At 59.3% G+C, this 23,902-nt stretch carries 18 protein-coding genes; 10 read left to right on the top strand and 8 right to left on the bottom strand.

Features of this window, described 5'->3' with window-relative positions; genetic code table 11:
- Window positions 1-3 precede the first annotated feature (3 nt).
- Window positions 4-1,401, top strand: a complete 1,398-nt coding sequence (locus HYT87_11755; protein ID MBI2060435.1) for a B12-binding domain-containing radical SAM protein — start codon at window positions 4-6, stop codon at window positions 1,399-1,401.
- Here HYT87_11755 and HYT87_11750 read toward each other — a convergent pair.
- Genes HYT87_11750 through HYT87_11735 form a run of 4 tightly spaced genes read right to left on the bottom strand, consistent with a single transcriptional unit; the run spans window position 1,390 to window position 7,137 of the window.
- Window positions 1,390-3,198: a hypothetical protein gene (locus tag HYT87_11750; GenBank protein MBI2060434.1), complete on the bottom strand. Its 1,809-nt coding sequence runs from the start codon at window positions 3,196-3,198 to the stop codon at window positions 1,390-1,392. The genes HYT87_11755 and HYT87_11750 overlap by 12 nt on opposite strands.
- On the bottom strand, window positions 3,195-4,004 hold the full coding sequence (locus HYT87_11745) for a polysaccharide deacetylase family protein (protein MBI2060433.1): 810 nt from the start codon (window positions 4,002-4,004) through the stop codon (window positions 3,195-3,197). Before HYT87_11745 ends, HYT87_11750 begins: the two co-directional genes overlap by 4 nt.
- A gap of 26 nt (window positions 4,005-4,030) precedes the next feature.
- Window positions 4,031-5,569, bottom strand: a complete 1,539-nt coding sequence (locus tag HYT87_11740; GenBank protein ID MBI2060432.1) for a glycosyltransferase family 39 protein — start codon at window positions 5,567-5,569, stop codon at window positions 4,031-4,033.
- Window positions 5,570-5,595: 26 nt separating this feature from the next.
- Window positions 5,596-7,137 (bottom strand): radical SAM protein, encoded by a 1,542-nt coding sequence (locus HYT87_11735; GenBank protein MBI2060431.1) that lies wholly within the window; start codon window positions 7,135-7,137, stop codon window positions 5,596-5,598.
- 372 nt (window positions 7,138-7,509) lie between these two features.
- Here HYT87_11735 and HYT87_11730 point away from each other — a divergent pair, with 372 nt between their 5' ends.
- Genes HYT87_11730 through HYT87_11715 form a run of 4 tightly spaced genes read left to right on the top strand, consistent with a single transcriptional unit; the run spans window position 7,510 to window position 11,636 of the window.
- On the top strand, window positions 7,510-8,967 hold the full coding sequence (locus tag HYT87_11730) for a cobalamin B12-binding domain-containing protein (protein MBI2060430.1): 1,458 nt from the start codon (window positions 7,510-7,512) through the stop codon (window positions 8,965-8,967).
- 51 nt (window positions 8,968-9,018) lie between these two features.
- Entirely contained in the window at window positions 9,019-10,110 is a 1,092-nt protein-coding gene (locus tag HYT87_11725; GenBank protein ID MBI2060429.1) for a U32 family peptidase, read from the top strand.
- Window positions 10,100-10,882, top strand: coding sequence for a hypothetical protein (locus tag HYT87_11720; protein MBI2060428.1), 783 nt, complete (start codon window positions 10,100-10,102; stop codon window positions 10,880-10,882). The genes HYT87_11725 and HYT87_11720 overlap by 11 nt, the downstream gene beginning before the upstream one ends.
- Window positions 10,845-11,636 carry a class I SAM-dependent methyltransferase gene (locus tag HYT87_11715; protein MBI2060427.1) on the top strand — a complete coding sequence of 264 codons (792 nt, stop codon included), beginning with the start codon at window positions 10,845-10,847 and terminating at the stop codon, window positions 11,634-11,636. The genes HYT87_11720 and HYT87_11715 overlap by 38 nt, the downstream gene beginning before the upstream one ends.
- A gap of 132 nt (window positions 11,637-11,768) precedes the next feature.
- Here the strand turns inward: HYT87_11715 and HYT87_11710 are convergent, their stop codons facing one another.
- Both HYT87_11710 and HYT87_11705 read right to left on the bottom strand, forming a co-directional pair.
- Window positions 11,769-13,184 carry a cobalamin B12-binding domain-containing protein gene (locus tag HYT87_11710; GenBank protein MBI2060426.1) on the bottom strand — a complete coding sequence of 472 codons (1,416 nt, stop codon included), beginning with the start codon at window positions 13,182-13,184 and terminating at the stop codon, window positions 11,769-11,771.
- Window positions 13,185-13,190: 6 nt separating this feature from the next.
- Window positions 13,191-14,717: a cobalamin B12-binding domain-containing protein gene (locus tag HYT87_11705; GenBank protein ID MBI2060425.1), complete on the bottom strand. Its 1,527-nt coding sequence runs from the start codon at window positions 14,715-14,717 to the stop codon at window positions 13,191-13,193.
- Between the two features lie 542 nt (window positions 14,718-15,259).
- Between HYT87_11705 and HYT87_11700 the strand changes: the two genes are divergently transcribed.
- Together HYT87_11700 and HYT87_11695 are read left to right on the top strand one after the other, a co-directional pair.
- The gene (locus HYT87_11700) at window positions 15,260-15,925 is read left to right on the top strand and encodes a urate hydroxylase PuuD (GenBank protein ID MBI2060424.1); all 666 of its coding nucleotides are present in this window, start codon (window positions 15,260-15,262) and stop codon (window positions 15,923-15,925) included.
- Window positions 15,926-15,974: 49 nt separating this feature from the next.
- Window positions 15,975-17,270, top strand: coding sequence for a sodium:proton antiporter (locus HYT87_11695; protein ID MBI2060423.1), 1,296 nt, complete (start codon window positions 15,975-15,977; stop codon window positions 17,268-17,270).
- A gap of 37 nt (window positions 17,271-17,307) precedes the next feature.
- Here the strand turns inward: HYT87_11695 and HYT87_11690 are convergent, their stop codons facing one another.
- Both HYT87_11690 and HYT87_11685 read right to left on the bottom strand, forming a co-directional pair.
- Window positions 17,308-18,339 carry a hypothetical protein gene (locus HYT87_11690; protein ID MBI2060422.1) on the bottom strand — a complete coding sequence of 344 codons (1,032 nt, stop codon included), beginning with the start codon at window positions 18,337-18,339 and terminating at the stop codon, window positions 17,308-17,310.
- 1 nt (window position 18,340) lies between these two features.
- Entirely contained in the window at window positions 18,341-18,772 is a 432-nt protein-coding gene (locus HYT87_11685) for a YaaR family protein (GenBank protein ID MBI2060421.1), read from the bottom strand.
- An 89-nt stretch (window positions 18,773-18,861) separates the two neighbouring features.
- Here HYT87_11685 and HYT87_11680 point away from each other — a divergent pair, with 89 nt between their 5' ends.
- From HYT87_11680 to HYT87_11670, 3 genes are all read left to right on the top strand, one after another.
- A complete protein-coding gene (locus tag HYT87_11680) occupies window positions 18,862-19,680 on the top strand; it encodes an SDR family oxidoreductase (GenBank protein MBI2060420.1) in 819 nt (272 codons plus the stop codon).
- A gap of 317 nt (window positions 19,681-19,997) precedes the next feature.
- Window positions 19,998-21,251, top strand: a complete 1,254-nt coding sequence (locus HYT87_11675; GenBank protein ID MBI2060419.1) for an ATP-binding protein — start codon at window positions 19,998-20,000, stop codon at window positions 21,249-21,251.
- Between the two features lie 2 nt (window positions 21,252-21,253).
- Window positions 21,254-23,800: an ATP-binding protein gene (locus HYT87_11670; protein ID MBI2060418.1), complete on the top strand. Its 2,547-nt coding sequence runs from the start codon at window positions 21,254-21,256 to the stop codon at window positions 23,798-23,800.
- Window positions 23,801-23,902 lie beyond the last annotated feature (102 nt).

Below are 23,902 nucleotides of genomic sequence, written 5' to 3'. Positions count from 1 at the left end.
CCGGTGAGGGTTCTGTTTGTCCAACATGCTCTGATCGACGAATCACCGGTTCTCGCCGATCTCTCGGCATTCCTGAAGGCTTCAGGCAACGAAACCCACCTGTTGATCGAACGTCTCGAAAGACCTCTTTGGGAGAAGGCGGCGGCGTGGCGCCCCGACCTTGTAGCCATTCCCAGTTCGATTCTGGCCGCAGGCTGGGCGCTCCGGATCGCTCGTGAGGCCAAGGCCCATCTAGACCGGCCCGTCATCCTGCTGGGCAGTTTGCCCACCTTTCAGGGAGACGTTCTCCGAGACGCTTCTGTCGACTATGTTTGCCGGGGAGAGGCGGAAATCCCCGTCTCACACCTTTGCCGCGCGCTGGAGCGAGGGGGGCAGGTGGGGTCGATCCCGGGGCTCGGGACCAAAGATGCGGGACCCGATGTCGGACTCGCGAGAGTGGATTCGCTTGACGAGATGCCTTTCCCCGATCGCGATCTATACTTTCGATATCACCCCGCGGCTCGCTTCAGCGTGAAGAAGTTCCTGTCCAGCCGGGGCTGCCTTCACGATTGCTCATTCTGTTACATATCGGGGATCAGACGGTTGGCGCCTGGACATCAGCATTCCGTGCGACGCAAATCGGTGGCCCGCGTGATCGACGAGATTGAGCGAGTGCGCGCGCGGCATCCCCTCAAGTTCGTTGTGTTTTCGGATGACCTCTTCGGATCCCATGTGAGCTGGCTGGAAGAATTCGCGCAGGCCTACCACGCGAGAGTGGCGTTGCCTTTTTATTGCAACATGACGGCATCGATGATCAACGAACGCTCCGTGCCGCTGCTGGCGAGGGCGGGGTGCCGTGCCGTGGGCATGGGCGTGGAAACGGGGCGGGAAAGCCTTCGCGAAGCCCTGAAGGGGATGGGCAAGGATCGGGAATACAAGGAGGCCTGCCGAAGGCTGACAAGCTCTGGAATCCGATGCGTGGGGCTGAACGTTATCGGGTGGCCTCAGGAGTCATTTGAGGAGGCTTGGCAGACTTTGGAGTGGAACGTTTCGGTGGGCATCCCGGACGCGCGGGTGGCCCTGTACATTCCTTTGCCGGGAACGCCCCTGGGGGAAAGCGTTCCGACCGACCTCCCGGACTTGACTCAGGGATGGCTTCCCGAACGGCGGAGCACCTCGGACGAGCGGATCGCCAACTTGTACTACCTCTTTCGCCTTGCCGTTCGTTGGCCGGCGCTGAAAGGTACGGTCCGTTTCTTGGCGGGACGCAGAAGATTGCGGCTTCAGCCATGGTTTCGGCTGCTGTCCGCCGGTTTGGACAAGGACATCTTGGGGATTGCTTGGTGGGAGGCGCTCAGTTACATGCGGGCCGCAGGCAACTTTGACCGACGGACAGCCAATTTTCCCTCGCTAGTGTCCTAGCGAGGGCAGAAGAAGCTCGAATATTTCTACCGGGTAGATCCGATGTTCGATCAGGGGGAGTCTGAAACGACGTCTCTGTATCGCGTGCGAGAACCACAAGGGCAGACGTGTGTAACGCTCCTCCTGCCGGAACAACACCTTGCCGAATCTCTTGAAATCCGACAGCAAGGGTGAAGGTTTAAGGCCTTCCATGACGTAGACGTGTTCCCAGCGCGCCATGCGGCCGTAGTACTCGTCAAAGTTCAGGGACTGCTGAAACATCCGGTCCGCCGGATCTGAGATTTCGGATCTCGAATAGTATCCCCAAAACTCGCCTCCAGAACCCAGCGCGGCGTGGGTGCGTGCGATTTTCGAGAGCGAAAAGATCCGCGGTGTCTGGAGGAAGCTTGGGAGTCGATCTGGAGCCAGAAACTCCAGGGTGTAGCTCGCAAGGTCCCAGGCATCGCCGGGCGAGAGGAGGCGAAAGGTCGCGTTGGGTTGATCTCGGACATACTCATGACCCTTCCACTCGGCTCGCGCAATCGCTCCCACTTGGGATGCGGCATTGGTGCTGAACGCCAGGAGCGAATAGAACCAACTGAGCGCGATGGCGAGCGTCCACGCTCGCAGTACGCAGGCCGGGAATCGTGGTGAGGTGACGGTCCACGCGCGCGAGAGCGCCGTGACCGTGAGCGCGACCGACCAGGGGACCAAATAGATAAAATGCCGAGCCGTCGGTTCCACGCGCGTTTCCTTGTAGATCAGGGGGACGACCGCATAGACGGCGCAGGTGGTCAGGATGGCGGAAGAGAAAAATCGTTCGCGGTCATCGCCCCACACGAGCCAGGCCGCAAGACCGGCGACCGCCGAGCCGCCCAGGATTTCGAAAAGCCGGGCGGATTCGCCCGAAAAGTAGAACGTTCCAGCGAAGAAGGCATAACCGATGGGCGGAGAGAGGAGGAGAGCGCAGGCGGGGCCAAGAGAGCAGGCCAGCAGAACAAGTTTTGCGGCCCGAGTGGGCGCCCGGCACGCCGCACCCAGAAGCCAGAGGATTCCCACCTGAGGACCCAACGCGGACATCATGGCCATGGCATTCACCGTCAGAGCGGTTTCCAGGAAGGGCCATCCCATCCCCGCATCGATGTCGATCCGGCCGGACGTCCATGTGTCCACCGCGCGCATGAGCGGAAGGGTGGTCAGGAGCGTCAGCGAGAGGACCGCCATGATGCCGTACAGGATGTGGCGCTGTTTGCCGAAGAAGAATCCCGTCAGCAGCAAGATGGGGATGAAGAAGGCACGCGCGATCTCCTTCGACAACAGGGTGATGAGGGAAAAAGCGAGGAATCCCGCCATCCACCCCCATCGGACTTTTCCCTTGCGCGAGCGGAGGAGACAGAGCAGAGCCGCGCAGGTCGACGCCATGGAGATAAGGCCGGGCTCCGTTCCTGCCATCGTCTCATAGATGAAAGGAAGCGTGGCGAACGAAAGGCAGGAGATGGCGAAGGACTTTCTTCTCCCAACACCCGTTTCAAGGAGAAAATGGCGGACCGCCACCGCGGTGCCGGCCAAGCACAGCATCGGGACAAGGTGATACGGTCCAGGGCGGGTCCCCCATAGATGGTACAGTCCAAGATTCAACAACGTCTGAAGGGGACGGTAGGTTCGTCCTTGCGGTTGAAAAAAAAAGTCCCATGGATCCAGGTCCATGGAGTAAGAGAGGTTGATGAAGAGGGAGTATCCCGGCTTGACAAATGGGAGGTCCCAGAAAAGAAGCCCGAGACCGGCCCCGATGCCGAAGAGGGCGATGTCCGCTTTCACTTCGAAAGATTCGGGCGGACCCCGTGCCTGGCAGAGGCTGCCTGAAGGTGTTCGGGCAGCGTGTCGCATGCCCGAACCCACGTCATCTCAGACAAGAGTCTTTGCCATTTGTAAAAGAGATGCCTGCCTTGATGGCGATGAAACAGGTAATGACTGGCAGCCCCTCCCATCCCCTTAGGGGGCGGGAAAAAGTCCCACGGGTGAAGATAGACGGCAACGGCGGGAAACGAAGAACGGGCCCGCCGCAGACCCCAGGCGAACAGGCGGTAAGGGAGCCATTTCATTGTTGTCCCCCCCGAGAAAGGCAGGCAGAACGGTCCTGCTCTGGCCGTGGCCAGAGGGATTTCGTGGATCCCCGAGGGGGGGAGTCTCCATGGCCAGTGCTCAAGGTAGCAACTCGAATCGAACTGAAATTCCTCCTCGCTCAGGATGTCGAACGCCCAGGGAGCGCGGAAGGTAATGGAAAAGCCCGGGGCACGATAGCCCACGGCCCGTTGTCCGGTCAAATCCTCGATCAATCTTTTTGAAGTTCGCGCCTGCTCCCGGAATTGCGCCGCGGTGAGTCTATCCACTCTCTGATGGTCTTGTCCGTGGCATGCAATCTCGTGCCCGAGGCCCGCGATTTCACGCACCCATTCGGGATGTTCCCTTGCCAGGCGGCCGACCACAAAACAAGTGGCGCCGGCATGGCCGTCGGACAAGAGCTGGAGCACCCAGTCCAGCCCCTCACGAATGCGATGCTCTCGTATCCGCTTTGGAGCCTGGACCAAGAACGCGTCAGCCCAGTCTTCCAGATCGAACGTCATAACATAGCGAGGCGTATCCGGGTGCATCAAGGGCGAAAGGTGAAAGAGCCGGTGCAACCGGGCGTTTTTTCGACGGCGTAGGCGGAGGGGTCCGCGTAGGGACCGGCCATCCGGCGCATGAGCGGCTCAAGTGGGGAGTGAGGCGTCCATCGCTCAACAACGTGATAGCAAGGATCTTGATTCGAAAGGATCCTGCGGGTCGCCTCGACGATGTGCGGCGTACGCTCCGGGTACATGCGCTGGGTCATGAGTGCGGCGAGCTGTGGGGAGATGACATATCGATCGGGGGGCAGGGTGAACAAGGCTTCCACGTCGTCCGGCCGGGGCGACCGGATTCCGACCATGTCTTTTCTCACCGGAAAGGGCAGGTAGATCACCCAGGGTCGATCCTCCGAACTGTGTGCCTTCGCCCAGGAGGCGGCCTGTTCGTAACGGGTGAATTGCGAATGCATGCTCCCTACGTTCATCACACCGTAGATCAAGCATAGGAGTATCGCAACGAATCGCGCGCGCGCGAGGGTGTGACCGGGATTCCGCGGGGTGGTGGTCTGAAATGCCATGGCGGCCCCTACCGATAGGACCGGCAGGAAATGGAGATACGGGCTGAGGTATGGATGCCAGGCGAACAAGATCAGGAAAACCCCATAGGTAACGGCATAGAGGGTGAAGATCCAAAACCATGGACTCCGTATTCTCGCCAATTTCAAAAGTCCGATCACCGGGAGCAGGACCGTCGTGAGGCCCAGTGAATGGGGTATTCCGAATGCGAAATGGGCCTGGAGGGTGGGCCAAAGATGATCGGTGGAAATCCCGTTGTTGAAAAGATGCTGCCAGCGGAGAACGATATAGTTGCGGTCCGGTTCCCAGAAGCCGGATCGTTGCGTCAGCACGGATGGATTCAAAGCTACAAATAGGAGCAACGCGAGGCAAAGGATCAGGCCGATCCCGCCCAATATTCTCCACAAGGGCAGATGTTTTCGAGGAAAAAGGTAGGCGGAAGCGATGGGCACAAGGGTCAGGGGATCGTATCGGAGCGCAGAGGCCAGACCCGTGAGGACTCCCGCCAGCAAGTCCCGTCGCACCGTAGGCGCCTTTGAGACTCGGTGGGCCAGTAGGAAGCTGCTTGTCACGAGACACAAGAGAACCGTATGGGGAACCGCAGTGCCCGAGAGCAGGAAATGCAAGGGGGCGGTGGCTACAAAGAATGCCGCGAGGAGTCCCGCGGATGCACCTCCAACCAGGGCGCCCAATCTGTAGCAAAGAAAGATAGCCGCGACTCCGGCCGCGGCAGAAATACATCGGCTGGCCAGGTAATAGTGGGGTTCGAAAGATAAGGGATCGGGGAGGAGGCCTATCCGATGGAGGATCGCGAGGTAGGCGGCGTACAAGCGGCTCTCGAAAGGAGTATGGAGATAGTCGCTCGGTATTGTTCTGCCTTCCGTCAGGATTCGCAGCGCGGGTTCTTGGGACATGAACTCGTCAACCGAAGAGGCAAACGTTCCCAGAAAATAGCCGAGCGTGGCGAGACGGGTGACGAGGAAAGTGAGGATGATCCCGGCCAGCAAGGCGGGAGCGCGTGGTGTTGATATCCTCAAGAGGTCGGCGAACTTGAGAAAAGCCGTGAGAGAAGAACATCTCTCGCAGCGTGCGGAACGGCGGTCCCATGGTCAGGACCGGCAGTAGGATGGAAAGGGGATGGCGCGATTGGGGGGTGTGGACTCCATCGAAGGGCCCGGACCAGAATTCGTTGAAGCAGGGAAACGGCTTCCGAGAACAGGCAAAGCCATTCGCGGAACGTCCTGACGCTGGAGGCCATGCGGAGCCACGTGGATGGACTCAGGTAGAACTTTCGGACGGCTCTGCGGTGCCATGTCCAAACTTCACGGGAAGAAAATCCAGGCAGCTCCATGGGTGGGTAGGAATCGGAATTATCGATCGCCTCGCGGCTGGAGCGTAACCAGCCCTGCGCAAGGGCCCGATCCAGCAGGGTCGTTCCCGGCGCCGGTCCGGCCACATTGAAGGCCGCATAGGTCGGCCGGAGTTGTAAAGCGTATTCGACCAGCCGTTCCGTGGTTTCCGGGGTCTCGCCGGGAAGGCCAATAATAAAATGAGCAAGGCTTTTCATTCCCAGTTCTCGGCAAGCTTGGAAAGCACTCGGCACTGATCCGGGGCGCTGGCCCTTGCGTGTGTGCCGAAGAACATTCTGAGTGGAAGTTTCTACTCCCATCATCACCGTATGGCACCCGGCTTCCTTCATCAATGAAAGGAATGGATAGTCCACAACATCGGTTCGAGTTTCGCAGCTCCAACCGAATCCCAATCGATAGGCAATCATTCCCCTGCAAAGTTGCTCATAGTAGTCGCGATCCGCCCCGAACGTTTGGTCCCGAAACTTGATCTCCCGGTAGCCGAGTCGGCGGAGTTGATCCAGCTCCTCCAGCAGGTTGGAGAGGTCTCGCCGAACGAACGGGATGCGTTCCATCGGACAGAAGGTACAACGCCAAGGACACCCCAGGCTTGCGAACACGGTCATGAAGGGATGGTGCCTCGCCTGCATCAGGCGGTAACGAGACAGGGGAAAAGCATCCCAGAAAGGGGGGGGGACATTCACGACTCGGTTCGGGGGGCCCATTTCCGGGCCTGCGCGTGCCGGTCTCCGGGCGCCCCGGAGCGCCAGACCCCGTGCGGCATGACCATCGAAAACGTGTCGGGCGAATGCGTCGGTGGTGTAGTCCAATAGGACGGCGTCCATCCAAGGCAGCCGGTCCATCATTTCTGGCCATTCGAACAGAGGCTTGTCTCCCGTCAATGCCATTTCGGCGCGAGTGGCATGCTTGACGGCGGAGAGGAAAACGGCGTCTTCGGGCCAGGAGACAATTCCGGCAAGACTCAGCACAAAGTCAGGGCGGAAATCCTGTACGCGGCGGAGGCCCTCCTCCGGTTTGAGACCTTCGGCGATTGCGTCCAGCACCCCGATAACGGTGCTCTGTTCTCCCCGCGCTCTCAGGATTCCACTTTGGACGAGTAGATCGATGGGATGATAGAGGTACCTTCCCTTGGAAACGTGGCTGCAATAGTTGTCGCGAATATAGCGGCGACGGCCGGGGGGATTTAACAGCAATACTCTGGACACGGGTTCATGATACCGCATTCGGTCCAGGCGGCAACCGGGTGGGTGTCACGGATCACCGGCGTGAGCCCGACAGGCGAAAGTCGATGCTCCTCGCCGTTGCCACCGGCATCAACTCCATCCCTGCCGGGCTGCGGCCGATATCGAAGATCGCACGGCTCGAGCCGATCAGTCCATCGGAACTCCAAAGGATTCCACTTTCGGAAAAGGTTTCCCCACACCATTTCTCAATTGAGAAAAAATGTCGATCCCGGCGGCCTTTCGTCTCAATTTCCATGCCGACGCGGGAGGTTGCCGGTGGTTGGACCTGCGCGAATGGACCTGGAATTGCTGGCAGGACGGGATATGGAACCAAGGCGAGAGGAGTGAACCACAATGAAAATCGTTCTCGTTAATCCTTCATGCGATCAGAGAAAAACGATGCGACTGTTTGCGCGATACAATCATGCCCTGCCGCCCATGGGCCTGTTATACATTGCCGCCGTCCTCGAACAGCGCGGGCATTCTGTCGTCTTGATTGATGCATTTGCGGAGAAACTCTGCGCGGAGGAGGTCGTGCGAAGGATCGGGGAGGCTGGGCCCGGCCTCGTGGGAATTACCTGCGTCACTCCAAGTGCCACGGAGGCTGTTGCGATCGGCCAAGGCGTCCGTGAGGCCCGCTTGGCGCCTGTCGTGATGGGCAACTTGCATGCGGTTACATTTCGCGAGGAGTTTCTCCTCCGAGGGTACGCAGATTTTGTTGTGCGGGGTGAAGGGGAGGAGGCAATGTCCGAGTTGGCGGCAAGGCTGGAGCAGGGTCGAAACCCTGGAGATGTCCTCGGACTCTCTTATATCGAGGGAGGGGCCATCCACGATACGGGCGACCGGGAGCCGATCGTGGACCTGGATGCGCTGCCCTTCCCAGCCTGGCACCTCGCACCGTTGGCGAAGTACCGAGCCATACCGCTGGCGGAAATTGCAAGAAAAGTCATGTTGGTTGCCGCAGGGCGAGACTGCCCGTATCGCTGTCAATTCTGCGCGCATTGGAAAATCGTCCGGCCGGGCTTTCGCCGGCGGTCGGGCAAGAACGTTGCAGATGAGATCGAATACCTCATCGAACACTTTGGCATCGAAGCCGTTGTGTTTGTCGACGCGATTTTCCCCGTGAACGCGGCCCAGTGTGACGAGGTGTGTGGGGAGATCATACGCCGGAGACTTCACAAGAAAATCACATGGGTCTCGGAGACGCGGCCGGACCTGTTTACACGCTCCCTCGGTGAGTCCATGCGCGAAGCCGGGTGCACGAGAGTCATGTTTGGTCTTGAGTGCGGTTCCGAGGACCTCTTGCGCGGGGTGGGCAAGTCCACCAGTGTGGCCCAAGCGCGAGAGGCCGTCGCGACGGCGAGGGCCGTCGGCTTCGAGGTTGTGGGATTCTTCATGCTCGGTCTGCCCGGCGAGAACTGGGAAAGCTTCCGCCGCACCATGGATTTGGCGAAGAGTTTGGACTTGGACCTGGCGAACTTTCCCCTTGTCGTCCCGTACCCGGGGACTCTGCTCTACGGGCGATATGAGGAGGCCGGGGCCATCCGGTCGCACGATTGGTCGGAATACGGGGCTTACCCCTCGAAGGAGTTGCCGTATCGGCATGACCGGTTGAGTTCGGCCAGCCTGATCGAGATGCAGAAGATCGCGCATTTCAAGTTCTACATTCGTCCCCGAATGATTTACCGCCACCTGTTTCAGCTGAAGAAAACACCTGTGCGCGAGGTGCTGTCGGGCGGACTCTCGGCTCTTTGGGAATTTGCGACACGATCCCGTGCCGGGGCGTTGGAGAGTTTTCGGCCCCAATCTTGATGGCCTTTTGCGGGGTGGTTTCGCCGGCATGTTGTCGATAGAAGTCTGTGCGTGTTCGATGTGATGACCGGCCCTCCCACAACCGTCCGAGGACAAATCCGGGTTGTAACGGGAATGGATTTTCCAACCGAGGCCCCCGCGTTGGCAGAGGCTGGGGCTTCCGAAGTGTACTGCGGTCTTCGGGGGGCAGGTGCCACACGATCGTCCACCAACCGGCGCGACAATCCCCTTTGCAATCTGGATGGCGAGAAACAACTGAGGGAATTGGTCAAGATGGCCCACGGTTCCAACCTGCGCGTCCAGTTTGCACTCAATACTTTCTACGACGAACAGAGCCTGGGGGTGGCGATGCAGCAGGCGTTGCGGGCTCAGGACGCGGGCGTCGACGGGGTGATCGTCGCGGACTTGGGGCTTCTGCGGAGCTTGGAAACCAGTCGGTTTCCCCTTCCTCTCACTCTGAGCTGTCTTGGCGTGGTGTACAACACGGAAGCGATCAAGTTCTACCTGCGGTTCCCGATACGTAGGATCGTCCTGCCCCGCCATGTTACCCTCCGCGAAATGGCTCGGCTCTGTGTCGCTTACCCCGAGCTGGAGTTCGAAGCCTTTGTGTTTCACGATCGCTGCCCCTTCGAGGACGGCTTCTGCAATCTCGCGCACGAGATACCGGGCTCTTTGCAGACCAGGCTCCTGGCCACCCATGCGGCCAAAGCCGCCATGCGCCTGGTACCGGATCGCCTGAGACATGCCGCCGGTCGGCCGGCTCTGGCTTGCCTTCATGCGAGGAGCATTGAGCGGAAGCAGGGCAAGGGTATGGATGAGAGAGGACGTCCCCTCGAGGAAAAGGTCCGAGAAGTGTTGGCAGAACATGATGTCTACGCCGCATGTGCTCTATGCGACATTCCACTCCTCGTTCGAATAGGAATCAGGTATCTCAAGATTGTGAACAGGGGAAGCACGACTACACGCAAGACCCAGACGATACGCCTCATCCGGTCAGCCCTGACGCGGCAAGGGGACGAAGGTTTCAAGCGAGACTCAGACCATGCTAGAGAGAGCTGTCTTGAGTACCGCCGCGTTTTCGGTAGGAACTGCGGCCCGAGAACCTGCTATTACCCCCCGGACTCCCCCCGGCATGCCTGGTAGAGTGGTCAGGGCTAGGTTCATCTCACCTTCCCGTGAGGATCTCTCTCCCTGGCTGGATCGGTGCGACCACTTCTACATTGGCTCGGAGTTTTGCGAGCATTTGATCCCCTCCTCCGTGTGGGCCGACCGGATGGTGAAAGACGTTTGCGGCAAAGGCAAGCGCCTCAGTCTTCTGACCCCTCCCGTTGGCGAATCGGGGTTGCGCAGGATTGGGCAGCTATTCTCTCTCCTGTCGAAGGCCGTCGGCGACCCCTACGAGGTGGTTGTTAACGACTGGGGGGTGTACCGGCTCGCTCGCGAAAACGGGTTGCTCCTGCGTCTTGGGCGCCTTCTCCTTCGTCAAACGCGTGACCCAAGACTTGTTCCTCGAGACGACGGCAGGGCAACTCCGCTCGCCACCCGTGTGTCCGAGCCGCTGATCGGTTTGCTCTGCGAACTGGGATTTCGGGGCCTGGAGACCGACGTTTGGGACACGGCGTTGTTCGAGATGATAGGCCCACGGCTGGATATTGCCCTATACGTGCCGTTCCGGTACCTGACCACGACGCGCCTATGTGCGGTGGCCCGGCTCCGTGTTCGGGAAGCGTCGGATGCCACGCCGGTGATCAAGGCATGCGACCTGGAGTGTCAGAACTCAACCTTTGTGATTCGGGAGGGACCTCTGGGCGAACGGATTCTCGCGGGCAATACGCTCTTCATTCTTTCAAAGTATCTGGAGAAGGATGCACTCCCCCATGTTGGGCGAATCGTCGAATTTGATCGACCCATTTAGCGCGGGACCGCGGTCCATTCCATCGCGGGTCTCTCCCTCTCCCTCGGTCTGCCGGGAAGGCGACGCCCCCGACGGGCACACTCCGCCGGGAAGCGATTTCGAGGGAATCACCAAGGAACAGTTCGTGCGCCAGAGCTGGGACAGGCGGGTTGCCTATGCGGACCGGCGTGTCCAGAAATGGCAGCATCTCTGGAACGGGAATATCCGGTCCGTGCTCGACGTGGGAATTGGGAGCGGCGTGATGACGGAGATCATGCGGAGGAGAATGCCGTCGTCTCCGTCCATCTGGGTCGGATCCGATGTGGACCGGGAGATTCTAAGCCTGTGTAGGAAATACTCGACCGCCGAAAATCCGGTCTTGCTCGTGCGTAACGACGCGAAATCGCTTCCATTTCGCCCGCTGTTTTTCGATCTGGTCTTTTCGGAGGGATCGATCCATCACTTCGAGAATCCGGAACAAATGGCTCGGGAGATGTGGGCGGTAGTGAAACCGGGAGGATGGTTGGTCTTATGGGATTTCAGTCGCAGTCACTGGAAAGTGCGTCTTTTCCGAGTCTACTTGGAACTCCTTGAGCGGGTGCATCTGCTCCGTGGCCTCCGCAAGGCCACGCTCGAATCGATCCGAAGGTCCCGGGAGGCGTCCGAAGTGCAGACCCTTCTGAGGAGGCTGCCCAACGTCGGGGGCATTGAGTTCAAGCACGATCGTACCCAATTCGCTTTCCTGCTGGCCAAACCGTCCGCCTCCACCTTGTAGAATTTTCTTCGGCAAGCTGCAAAGATCACGCCCGCATTGGCTTTGTGTGGACCGGGTCTGTACATCTGGCGGGGCCGGGCGGGTACCCGCGGCGTACTGGTCTCGCCCATCTGACGCGTTGTGAGCAGGGATTCAGTTCTCCCCGAGAAGACCGAGGGCGCCGTACACCATATGAGAGAAAGGAATCGTGCGGATTTTGAACATGTGTCTCGCGATCATCTTGGGACGGAGGTAGAACATCCGGTGGGCTCGTCGCTGGGCCACGATGAGCTGTTCCACGGACAGTCCGGGCGGAATGTAGACGGGAGGGTTTCCGCCCGTCGGGTAGCTCGTGTATCGCACCCAATCCGTGGGGAGACCGCCGTTCTTCTTGCTGAACTCCTCGAAGATCTCCGTGCCGGGGTACGGGACGAACACATTGAACTTCGCGAAATCCACGTCCAGTTCATGTGAGAACCGCACGGTACGGTCGATCGATTCCAGCGTCTCGCCGGGGCAACCGACCATGAAGAAGCCGATGATTTCCATGCCCGCTTCCTTCGTCCATTTGGCCGCGCGGCGGGCCTTGTCAATCGTCGTTCCCTTGTCGATGGCATCGAGACTTTCCTCGGAGCCGACCTCGAATCCGTACATGACCCTGCGGCAGCCGGCCTCCCTCAGCGCCTCGAGGAGCTCCGGCGTCACGAGATCGACGCGGGTTTCCGTGGTCCACACGATCTTCCGGTTCAGACCCCGTTTCACGAGGAGTTGAGCGAACTCCAATCCTTCCTTCCGGCTGAAGGGAAAAATCGGATCGATGAACGAGATCTGCCTGTAGCCGTACGTTTCGTGCATGAACTCCATTTCGTCGGCCATGTCTTCGAGCGTGCGCCGCCGGCGGTCGTGTCCCATGATGAGCAGGCTGCAATAGTTGCACTTGAACGGGCAGCCGCGAGACCCGAGAATGAGCGTGCCCGGCCGCTCGATTTCGGCGAAGGTGAAAAGCCGGTAGCGGGAGCGCGGGAAGAGGTGCCACGCGGGGTAGGGGATCCGATTGAGATCCGGTTGCATCGTTCGCGGGGGCGTGCGGACGATCCGGTCGCCGTCCCGATAGGAAATCCCTTCGACCTCTTGCAAGTCGCCCTTGTGTTCGAAGGTTCGTGCCAGGTGGGCGAAGGTGTATTCCCCTTCGTTGTGGACCACGACGTCCGCATCACCCTCGCGGAGAATCGGCTCCGCGAAATAGTCCGCGTGGGTGTTGCCCATCACGCGGGGGAGGCCGGGAAAGGCCCCGGCGATGGCCCGGCTGATTTCCATGACATGCGGCGCGGACTGTGTGAGGCAGCCCATGCCGATCATGCCCGGGGAGGCCCGTCGGAGGCGGTCGATGATTTCCGCGAGGCTCAGCCCTTCCGCGGCTTCGTCGATGACGGTCACCTCGTGTCCCTCCTTTTCGAGCACGGCGGCGAGGTAACCCAGGTTGATCGGGGGCATGACGCAGTACACTTTGCTGAAGGCCCCGACGGCCTTCAGGCTGTCCATGTTCGGATTGATCAGAGCTACGCGCACAAGGTTTCAGTGATCATACCAGGTCGGCTTGACGAGCGCGGTATACACGCTCTTTCGGAACGGATTGAGTTTTTGTCGCAGCGCGTCCGCCGCGATGCGCAGGCTGACCAGGAGCCACCAGACGTACATGTTCCGGCGGTAGGCGTGCCGATCCGCGAGGCCCCGCATGAGCCATCGCAGGCCGACGAATTTGCGGCTGATGTCGATGAGGATTTCCTCGATCTCCCGGCGCGAGAGATGGGTGCTCGACATGATCGGCGTCATCCAGTCGTAATAGGAGAAATCGTCCACCTCGATCCACCCTCGGGCTTTTGCGTCCTCCCATACCTCCGTGCCGGGGACCGGCGTGAGAGGATGGAAGCCGGGATAATCCAGTCCCAATTCCTTCGCGTACTGGAGTTGCTGGTACATGCTTTCACGCGTTTCGTCGCGGATACCGACGATGAAGGTTCCTTGTCGGAACACCGTCGGATGATTCCGCTTGAGCATGCCGAAACACTCGCGGGTCAAGTCGTCCTTGTAAAATCCCTTCCGCATTTCGGCGAGATCGGTGTCCTGATGGCGCTCAACCCCGATGCTGATGTGGGTCATTCCCGCATGGACGAGTTTTTCGTTGAGGCCCAGCCGTTCATCCCGCATCATGCAATCGGCGCGCATGAAAGCGAACCACTGGGTGGGGAGATGGCGGCGGGCCATCTCGTTTGCGAATTTGTCGGTCCAGTGGCAGTCGATGTTCCAGGCGTCGTCGACGAACACGAGAAAATTCTTCCCGTACCGCCGGCTGAGAATCTCGATTTCCTCGACGGTCCTCCCCACGCTTTTCGTGCGCCAGCGGGGGAACAGTTTTTCCTCACCGTTGATGATCTTTCGATCCGCGTTCTGCACCCACCAGACGCAGAAATTGCAGCGGCTGACGCACCCCCGGCTGTGCTGGGCGGTCGTCCCGCCGGGCGCGAAGAGGTATTTCGATTTCCCGTACTGCTCCATCGGCATGAGGTCGTACGCGGGCAGGGGGTAAGTGTCGAGATCGTGCTCGAGGACGCGCGGCGCGGTCCGGCTGACATGGCCGTTGGTGCGATAAGCGAGTCCCGTCACCTTGTCGGGCCGCGGATTTTGACGCTCCAGTTCGTCCAATAGTTCGACGAAAGTCTTCTCCCCTTCACCGATCGCGATGTAGTCGATGGGATAGGCCATGAGATTCGGCTCCACCAAATTGGTGAAATGGACTCCGCCGGCAATCGTCTTTATGCCGGGATCGATCGACTTCGCGAGTTGGAAGACCTTGATCGCTTCCTGCGCGTAGAGGCAGTGATTCTCGCCGACGCCGATGACGTGGGGCTTTTCTTCTCGGATGATGTCGGCGAGGCTTCTCCATCCGATGTGGGAGGCCATGCAATCGACCGCGCGTACGCTGTGACCCGCCTGCCGGATCGACGCCGCGAGACAGGGCATCCATTGCGGCATCAGGTGATTGTCGCCCTCACCGACGTAAGGCCAGTAGTAACGAGGCGATTGGACGAGAAGAACCTTCATCGAACTTGGGTGCGCGATATCCCGCGCATTCCCAGCTTGGAAAACTACCCGAACTATTGATGGATGTCAATATTGGCGTGCAACTCCGGCGCACCCGGGACCTATCGCAGGGGTTGCTTCGGCTCAGTTGGGGAGGGGAAACAGACTTCCAAGCAAAGGAGTCTGTCCCAAGCTGAACCGCCGGCTACTTGCTGGGTGTTTGGATCGGCTTCGCTGGGCCGCGCGGTTTGCGGCGAGGAGCAGGCCACCAAGAGCGAGTGTCTGTCATGGTTTTCTCCTTTGGAAGGAGACTACCAGAGTCCATTGAAAGGTGTCAAGCCAAACGTGTCCGGAAGTGTTTGACAATAGGATCGGCTCCCGGTAGGTTTCACGCACCGATACTTAGAGCCTCTAACAGAATGCCGATTCGTAGGGGAGCATCTTCAGATGCTCCCTGTTGTCGGGAGGGTCTGAAGACCCTCCCCAACGCATTCTGTTAGAGGCTCTTGGAAGATCAATCGTATTGCAAGGTTCGAACTTCATGACAGGGATGAGGAGGTAGTATGGACAAAGCGACTCTGTTGCTGGTTCTAAGATGGATTCACGTCGTGGCCGGTGTTCTATGGATCGGCCTCCTATATTTTTTCAACCTGGTGAACGTGCCCTTCCAGAAAGAATTGGAAGCGGAGGTGAAGCCGAAAGTGAATCCCAAGCTTCAACCGCGGGCCCTCTATTGGTTCAGGCACTCGGCCATGGTGACGTTCGTCTCCGGCTTGATCTACTTTATCCATCTGGCGGCGCCGAAAGCAGCCCTGCTGAAGTGGGCCGTGGTGGTTGGCGTGGCGTATGCGATCATCTACTCGCTCCTTCAGCCGGCGAAGGGCGCCCTCAACAATGGGAAACTTCTCGCCGTGATCATCGGCGCGGTGGCGCTGATTCTCGCGGTGGCGGGCGTGGCGTGGATCGATCCCAGTATCGCCTCTCCCAATACGCTTTTCATCGCCATCGGCGGCGGTTTCGGGACGATCATGTTCCTGAATGTCTGGCTCATCATCTGGCCGAACCAGAAGAAAGTGTTGGGACTGGTGCAGGCGACTCCGGAGGAGAAGCCCCTGTGCGCGCGTCGCGCTTTTCTGGCATCCCGTACCAATGCCTGGCTCTCGCTTCCGATGCTGTTCTTCATGACCGCGAACCACAGCCCGATGCTGTTCTCCGGGCTGACGATGTGAACAAGCGCATCGGGCAGAGAGTTTCCATCCCATCGCCGGTCGGTGTGAAATGACGCCGGCCTTCGCCTCCGAAGCCGCGGGCCACGCGATCCGTCCGGACATCCCGCTGGCGATGTCCACGCCGTTCGCCCTGCTCCTGCTCGCCATCGCGTTTGTTCCTCTATTCAAGAAGCACTGGTGGGAAAAGCACTATCCCCACGTCAGTCTTGTTCTGGGTGTCGTGAGCGTCGCGTACTACCTGGGTTATCTCCGGTATTACGAACGACCCTGGCACACCCTGGTGGAATACTTCAGTTTCATCTGCCTCATCGGCTCCCTGTTCGTGGTGTCGAGCGGCATCCTGATCGACATCGAACGGAAATCGACGCCGCTGGCGAACACGCTGCTCCTCCTGTTCGGCGCCGTCGTCTCGAATCTGTTGGGCACCACGGGCGCATCGATGCTCCTCATCCGGTCGTACCTCCGGCTGAACAAGACCCGGATCAAGGGCTACCACGTGATCTTCTTTATCTTCGTGGTGAGCAACTGCGGCGGCGCGTTGACGCCCATCGGCGATCCGCCGCTCTTCCTCGGGTACTTAAAAGGAATCCCGTTCTTTTGGGTTTTCAAGAATGTCTGGCCGATCTGGGCGTTTACGAACGGACTGATTCTCGCCTTGTTTTTCGCCATCGATACCTACCACTACAGGAAGGTCAATTCGACGCTCCCCGAGGTGCCCCACAAACTCACCTTCAAGGGCATTCAGAATGTCGGATTCCTGGCCGTCATCCTCGGCTCCGTCTTTCTCGATACGCCGGTTCGGGAGATCATCATGATTGCGGTTTCCGTGCTGGCTTACAAGTTCTCGAACAAGGAGGCGTTGAAGTTCAACGAGTTCAATTTCGAGCCGATTCGTGAGGTGGCGATTCTCTTCGCCGGCATCTTCGCCACGATGATGCCGGCGCTGGATTGGTTGGAACAGAACGCCTCGACGCTGGGGGTATCCTCGCCAGGCCATTTCTTTTTCGCCACGGGGATCCTATCGAGCTTTCTGGACAACGCGCCTACCTATCTGAACTTCCTGAGTGCCGCGATGGGCCTCAAGGCGCCGGGAGCGCCCGAGCATGAAGCCGTGCACTATCTCCTGGTGAATCACGCGGACTACATCCGCGCGATATCGATGGGCGCGGTTTTTTTCGGAGCGAACACCTACATCGGCAACGCGCCGAACTTCATGGTCAAGACGATTTCAGAGCAGTCCGGCGTGCCGACGGCGAGTTTCATCGGGTACATGTTCAAGTACTCGATCCCGCTTCTGATCCCGATCTTCGTTCTCGACTGGTGGATTTTCTTCAGGACGGTCTGAGGTCGTGCCTGTTGGATGCGCGGGCTGAAGACCGCGGCTACCGGGGCCCCGGGCTGGAAGTTGTAGGCGCAGGCTTTACGCCTGCGACATTGCGCGCTTCGTAGATCAGCCCTTCGAGCATCAGTCTCCGATTGGCGTTGACATCCAGAAATCGTTTCGCGTGGAGCACGCTCTCGACAAGACCCAGCCAGACCTTCGGAGGATAGGGCGACTTCTCGGCGGGGGACAGGCTTCTCACGAGACCCGCATTGAGCGCGTCCGCCAGCAGATCCAAGCGAGAGGCGAAATCCTCCTTGTCCCGCCCGTACTTTTCCGAAAAGGAGAGGGCCGAGCCGCCGCCCTCGCGAACCCCTGACCAATATGCGCTGAGGAACTTCATCGCCTCGCCGGACTTGAACCACGCGACGTACCGGGCCGCCTTGCCGGGAATGCCGTGGCCGTAGGCCGCGACTCGTTCGGCATGCTCGGGGGAAAGTCCGGAGAAATCGACGGTGGATTTCAAAGTACCTTCTCGCAATGGGGAGAACCGCACGGGCCAGCAACGGGAGAGGACGGTGAGAGGAATCCCCCGCGTTCCTTGGGCAACCAGGATGAGCGAAGTGGCCTCCGGCGGTTCTTCGAGGGTTTTCAGCAGCGCGTTGGCGGCCTGGAGCATGAGTGTGTGCGCGTCGAGAAAGATGACCACTCGCCTTCGGGCGGAGAGACGCCGGAGGCGGATCATTTCGAGGGCCTCCCGGACCTGATCGACTTTCAATCGGCTCTCATCCGGACCAACCGCCAGGACGTCCGGGTGCGTGGAGGCGGCGATCAATCGGCAGGAGGTGCACGCCTCCTCACCGGACCCACAGGGCTCGATTCGCCTCTGAAATGGTGTCAAGTCTTGCATTCGTTCATTTTGTCGGTCGGTCCGCCCACAATTCAGGGCTCTGGCGAACGTGAGGGCCGCTTTGGCTTTCCCGGTCCCTTCGGGCCCGACGAAAAGCAGGGCTTGTGGAACGACGTCGGTTTGAAGGAAACCACGCAGCCGGCCGATCGCCCGATCCTGGCCGTGAATGTCGGCGAAGCTCATGTCACGAGTAGAGATCAAGAAGGAGGCCGCGAATTTCCTCTATTTTTTGCACGACACGCAGGATGTTCTTCTGCCCTTCCATCGCGATCCGGGTGAGTTCCTCCAGTTCGGCATTGACCGTATCGATGACTTTCATCGTTTGGAGCACGCCCCTGCCGCGGACGTGGTAGAGGCGGGTGGAAATGATCTCGACGAATTCTTTCACGCGGCTTCGGTAGTCCCACAGCGAATCGGCATTGATGTCCTTGCGGAGGCCGTCCGCCGCCGAATCGATCTCCTTCATCTTCTTCTGGAGCTCCTCGCGAAGTTGCTGGTCCTGGGCCTGATCGAAAACATTGGAAAAGGAGGAGCCACTACCCGCTTCTTCCACCCGCGCCTTCACGCTCGGCGTGGCGGTCGTCGCCTGCACCCTTCGGACCTCGCCGACTTTCATCGTTGGGAGTATACCGCGATTGGCCGGGAAGGGAACGAGTCGGATTTTGTTCTTGACGCGGGCACACGGGATGCATAGCATCCGGGACCATGCGACTCAAGGACCAAGTGGCGATCATCACCGGCGCGAGCCGGGGCATCGGAAAGGCGCTGGCGCTGGCCTTTGCGAAGGAAGGGGCCGATGTGGTGGTGACCGGGAAAACCGATCAGCCCGATGGCCGGCTACCGGGTACCATTCATGAAACGGCCAAGGAGATCCAGTTCCTCGGGAGGCGTGCCTTGGCCGTCAAGCTCGATGTACGCCACGAGGAACAGATCGACGACATGGTCCGCCGTACCTATGAGAAGTTCGGCCGGATCGACATTCTCATCAATAACGCCGGCGCCATTTCGCTGACGGATGTTCTAAGCACGCCCGCGAAGAAATTCGACCTGGTTCTGGGCGTGAATGCCCGCGCGGCGTATCTGTGCAGCCGAGCCGTGCTTCCACGGATGATCGAGCGCAAGTATGGCCACATCATCATGATGTCGCCTCCGATGGTGGTGGACCGCGCGCCCGGAAAAACGGCCTACATGTTCTCGAAGCTTGGCATGACCTTCATCGCGCAGTCCCTCTCGGAGGAAATGCGGGAGCACAACATTGCGGTCAATGCGCTCTGGCCCGTTACGGCGATCGAGTCGCAGGCGACCAAGCATTTCTGGCCGGGCCAGGAAGAAACGTGGCGAACACCGGAGATCATGTGCGATGCCACCTTGGCCATCGTCACCCGGAAGCCGTCGGAATACACCGGCCGCGCGGTCATGGATGAGGACGTCCTCAAGGAAATCGGCATCACGGACTACTCGAAGTACGCCGTCGTTCCCGGCACGAATCCCCCTCCGTTCTCGAAGTTTCTGGTCTCGAAGTAGACCCTCCGACCGATTCTGGGACCATCGTCAGGGTCCTCCCGGCCCCCGTCGAGTAGGGAAAACGGCGTCGGAGAACTGGATCCTGACAGTCTCCCCATGCGTCTAACAGAATGCCGATTCGTAGGGGAGCATCTTCAGATGCTCCCTCCTGTCGGGAGGGTCTGAAGACCCTCCCCTACGCATTCTGTTAGACGCTCTAAATAGAGTTCGTCGTAGCCAACTAATTACCTGAAATTACTTGACAAGAATGTAAATACTTATTACAACAATACTGTTGGCAACGGTAGTGTTGTGATATATGTATGGAGGCAACATCGATGGAACTCAGAAACAAGGTCGGAGTTTGGGTGGACGGCGATGACTTCTGGGATCGGGACCATGAAATCGAGCGGCTCACTGAACTGATAGACGGAGGGGAGAATATCCTGGTCGTTGCTCCTCGGCGAGTGGGAAAAACCAGTCTGCTCCGAGAGATGATACGCCGGTTGAGAACGAGAGACAGGGATATTCTGCTGTTCGTGGACGTCGAGGATTGTTCCTCGCCGGAAGATGTCATCGTCGCCCTCTCGATGGCCACCCAGCCTTACAAGAACCTCTGGAAGCTGACGCTGGATGTTTTCAAGACCGTAGTCGAGGGCATCCGCGACAAGGTCGATGAAGTGTCGATCGATGTTGTGAAGTTGAAAATCCGGGAAGGCACCGCTGAAGCCTGGCAGGTCAAGGGGGAGCGTCTGTTCGCCGCGCTCGCGGAGGCGGAGAAACCGGTCGTAGCATGTTTTGATGAACTGCCCATCATGGTGGACCGCCTCCTGCGGGGTGGGGCACAAGATGCGACGACCGACGGGATACAAAAGGCGGGCGTATTCTTGTCTTGGCTGAGGAAGATGTGTCAGGAGCACAAGGGGCACGTCCGCGTTGTCCTGTGCGGATCGATTGGTCTTGAGCCGGTCCTCCATCGAGTGAAACTGAGCCACACGATTGGGCATCTGAGGTCATTCGACCTTCCTGTTTGGTCGCGCGAGGTTGCGGATGGCTGTCTGGAGGCGCTGGCCCGCTCGTATGGTCTTGCCATCCCTCAAGGGGTGAGGGAGGCAATGCTTAATCGGCTGGGTTGGCTCGTGCCCCACCATGTACAGATGTACTTCGGGCATGTCCACGACGATTGTGAACGGAGGGGATCGAAAACGGCCACCGTGCGGGATGTTGAGCGGGTCTACACGGAGCAGATGCTCGGAACGAGGGGCCACGCCGAGTTGGCCGACTACGAAGAACGACTCTTGCGGGTGCTCGGGTCCGCACACGTCCCACTTGCGCCCGACCTGCTGACTGAAGCGGCGGTCAACGGGGTGGTTGACGGCGCGATGGCGCAGGCGCTGGCCCGCCGCGCGCTCCCCAAAGGCGCAAACCCCGGCGAAGAATTGGGCAACGTCCTCCGAGTGCTCGAACACGACGGCTATCTCCGGTTTGACGAGAAGAAAAACGGCCACGTCTTTCAATCGCTACTGCTGCGGGATTGGTGGGAGAGGCGTTTCAAACAAGGACACGTCCCACCCTCTGGATCGGATCGATAGCCATGCCCGCCCGGATCATCAAGCATAATCCGGCATTTCTCACACCGGAGGAACTGCGCGCCTCCTTCACGGTGCGATTGGCTGAATTGGAGAGTCTCATCCGGATCGTGAGGGAAAACACCGGTCAGGCCAATCAGCACGTCCTTGTGATAGGCCCGAGGGGTTACGGGAAAAGCATGCTCGTGAGGCGATTGGCCCTGGCGATTCGAGAGACGGTGGGACTCGGCAATCGGTGGCTTCCGATCGTCCTACCCGAGGAGGCATACAGCATCTCCACGGCCGGGGAGTTGTGGCTCGAGGCCCTGCGGATCGTGCCGGACTGCGGCGTGAGAAATCCTGAACGGTGGAGAGCCGCCCACGAGAAGCTGCGGATAGAGCAGGACCCCGAGCGTCTCCGTGAACAGGTATTGGCCCGGCTTTTTGAATTGGCTGACGAGGAGGGGAAACGCCTCCTGATCGCGGTGGAAAACTTCAACCTGCTGTTCGACGAGCAGGCGAGCGACGACGCGGGATGGGACATTCGGAAGACGATGCTGGGGGATTCCCGAATCATGATGGTGGCCACCGCCACGCAACGTTTTGATGAGGTGGAGAAAGCGAAGAAGTCCATGTACGAACTTTTCCGTGAGATCAAGCTTGAACGTTTGACCCAGGCTGAATGCAAATCGATGTGGGAGAACGTTGTGAAATCGGAGTTGGAGGGCGAGCGAGCGAGAGCCGTCCAAATATTGACCGGTGGAAACCCCAGGCTTGTGGCAATTTTGGCTTCATTTTCAGTCGGGCGTCCGTTTCGGGAGATTCTCGGCGAATTGGACGAGTTGATCGACGACCACACGACGTACTTCAAGGCATGTATCGAAGGTCTGTCCCCCTTGGAACGCCGGGTTTTTGTGACTCTTGCGGAACTCTGGAAGCCGGCCGGCGCCCGGGAAGCGGCACGGTTGGCCCGCGAAAACGTGAACAAGTGCAGCCAGATCATGGGACGTCTGGTCCAGAGAGGGGCGGTCATGGAGGTTGAGATGGGGCAAAAAGGTCGGAAGAAGCTTTACCAAGTGGCCGAACGCTTGTTCAACCTTTATCTCCTCATGCGGCAGAGCGGCACGCAGGCCCAACGCGCGCGCGGGGTCGTCGAATTCATGGTTCCTTTTTACGGCCCCGTCAAGTTCGCGGCGGCTCTTTCGAAGGAAGCGGTTGCCGCAAGAACGGAGGATAGACCGATTTACCTTGAAGCTTGGCACTATCTCCGCAAACGTTTTGCCACGGAACCCGTGGTTGGGATGGAAGTCTTGTCAGCGACGGATAGCACATTTCGAGAATGGCCGGAGACGAGAGCGCTGATCGAAGCCATCGAAGGTGGGGATCTGCTCCGTGACGGGGAATCTCAGGACAGAGAACTCCGGGAACTGCGGTCGGCCCTTTCATCAATTGTCGTGGACATGGTCAAGGGCAACTTCGAAACAGCCGTAGCGGATTTGGACAACTTCATCTCACGCTATCGAAACATGACCGACCCGAGGTTTGCCCGTTTGGTGGGCGTTGCATATGCCATGAGAAGTGATGGGCTGGTGCGACTGGGTCGCAAGGAAGAAGGAATTGCCGCGATCGATGAAATGGCGCGACGGCTTGACGGCCGGCAGGAAACGGCGGTCATGAATCTAGTCGCCAGCGGACTGGTAAGAAAAGGCGACGCTTTGCGTGATCTTGGGCGGCCGCGGGAAGCCGCTGCGGTTTATGATGATATCGTGTCACTCTCCGGCCAGAACAATGAGTTGGCTCTTGCCGAGCCGGTTGTTATTGCCCTCCTCCGCAAGGGTCAGGATCTCCGGGAACAAGGTCGTTACAAGGAGTCGATTGGGATTTTTGACGATGTACTTTCACGCTTCGACCGCAGCCCGGATCTCGCGACGCCCGAACGGGTCGCCGATGTGCTGATCGAGAAAGGCTTCGCGCTGGGCAGAGATTCACAGCACGAGAGGGCCATCGCGATGTGTGACGCCGCTGTGGAAAAACTCGTGGGGCGTGAGGAAGCCGCGAGCGTGGAGGGAAGAATCAAAGCGCTCATGCTGAAGGCGCTTTTGCTGGAGTTTATCGGTCGCGATGAGGAGAGCCTTGCTCGTTACGACGATGCAATCGTGCTCTGTAGCACTCGTGAAGAATCGTCATTCGAACAGATGCGTGTAGTCTGTACATCCGGAAAGGCCGGAGTGTATCTGCGCATGAATCGACTGCCCGATGCGCTCTCCACATGTGAAGCGCTTCTTGCTCAGAGTCCGAATTGGGAGGGATTCGTGGAAGACGTGATTGACTTGGCAATCCAACTTGCGGCCCGGGGACTGGCAGGCGAGGTCCTTGGACGGATTGAGGCCTCCGCGCATGCGGGGCGATTCGAACCGCTGATGGCCGGACTCCGGATGTACATTGGACAAGAAATCACGGTGCCCGTGGAGGTGCGCGAGATCGCGACCGACGTGGTCGGACGAATCAAAGCATCGATGGGTGTAGGTAAGGTGGGGAAGGAAACGGAAAAGGGGGCAGGGGACGTCCCCTAGACTTCGACCGCCGGGCGCCCGACGTTCCGGATGCGAATTGGTTTCCTAGAACCTCCAATAGAATGCGTAGGGGAGGGTCTTCAGACCCTCCCGACAAGAGGG

The sequence above is a fragment of the Nitrospirota bacterium genome (assembly GCA_016180645.1).
GTDB lineage: Bacteria > JACPQY01 > JACPQY01 > JACPQY01 > JACPQY01 > JACPAV01.
Note: the sequence above shows the minus strand (reverse complement) of the source record. Positions and strands in the feature narration are given on the sequence as shown.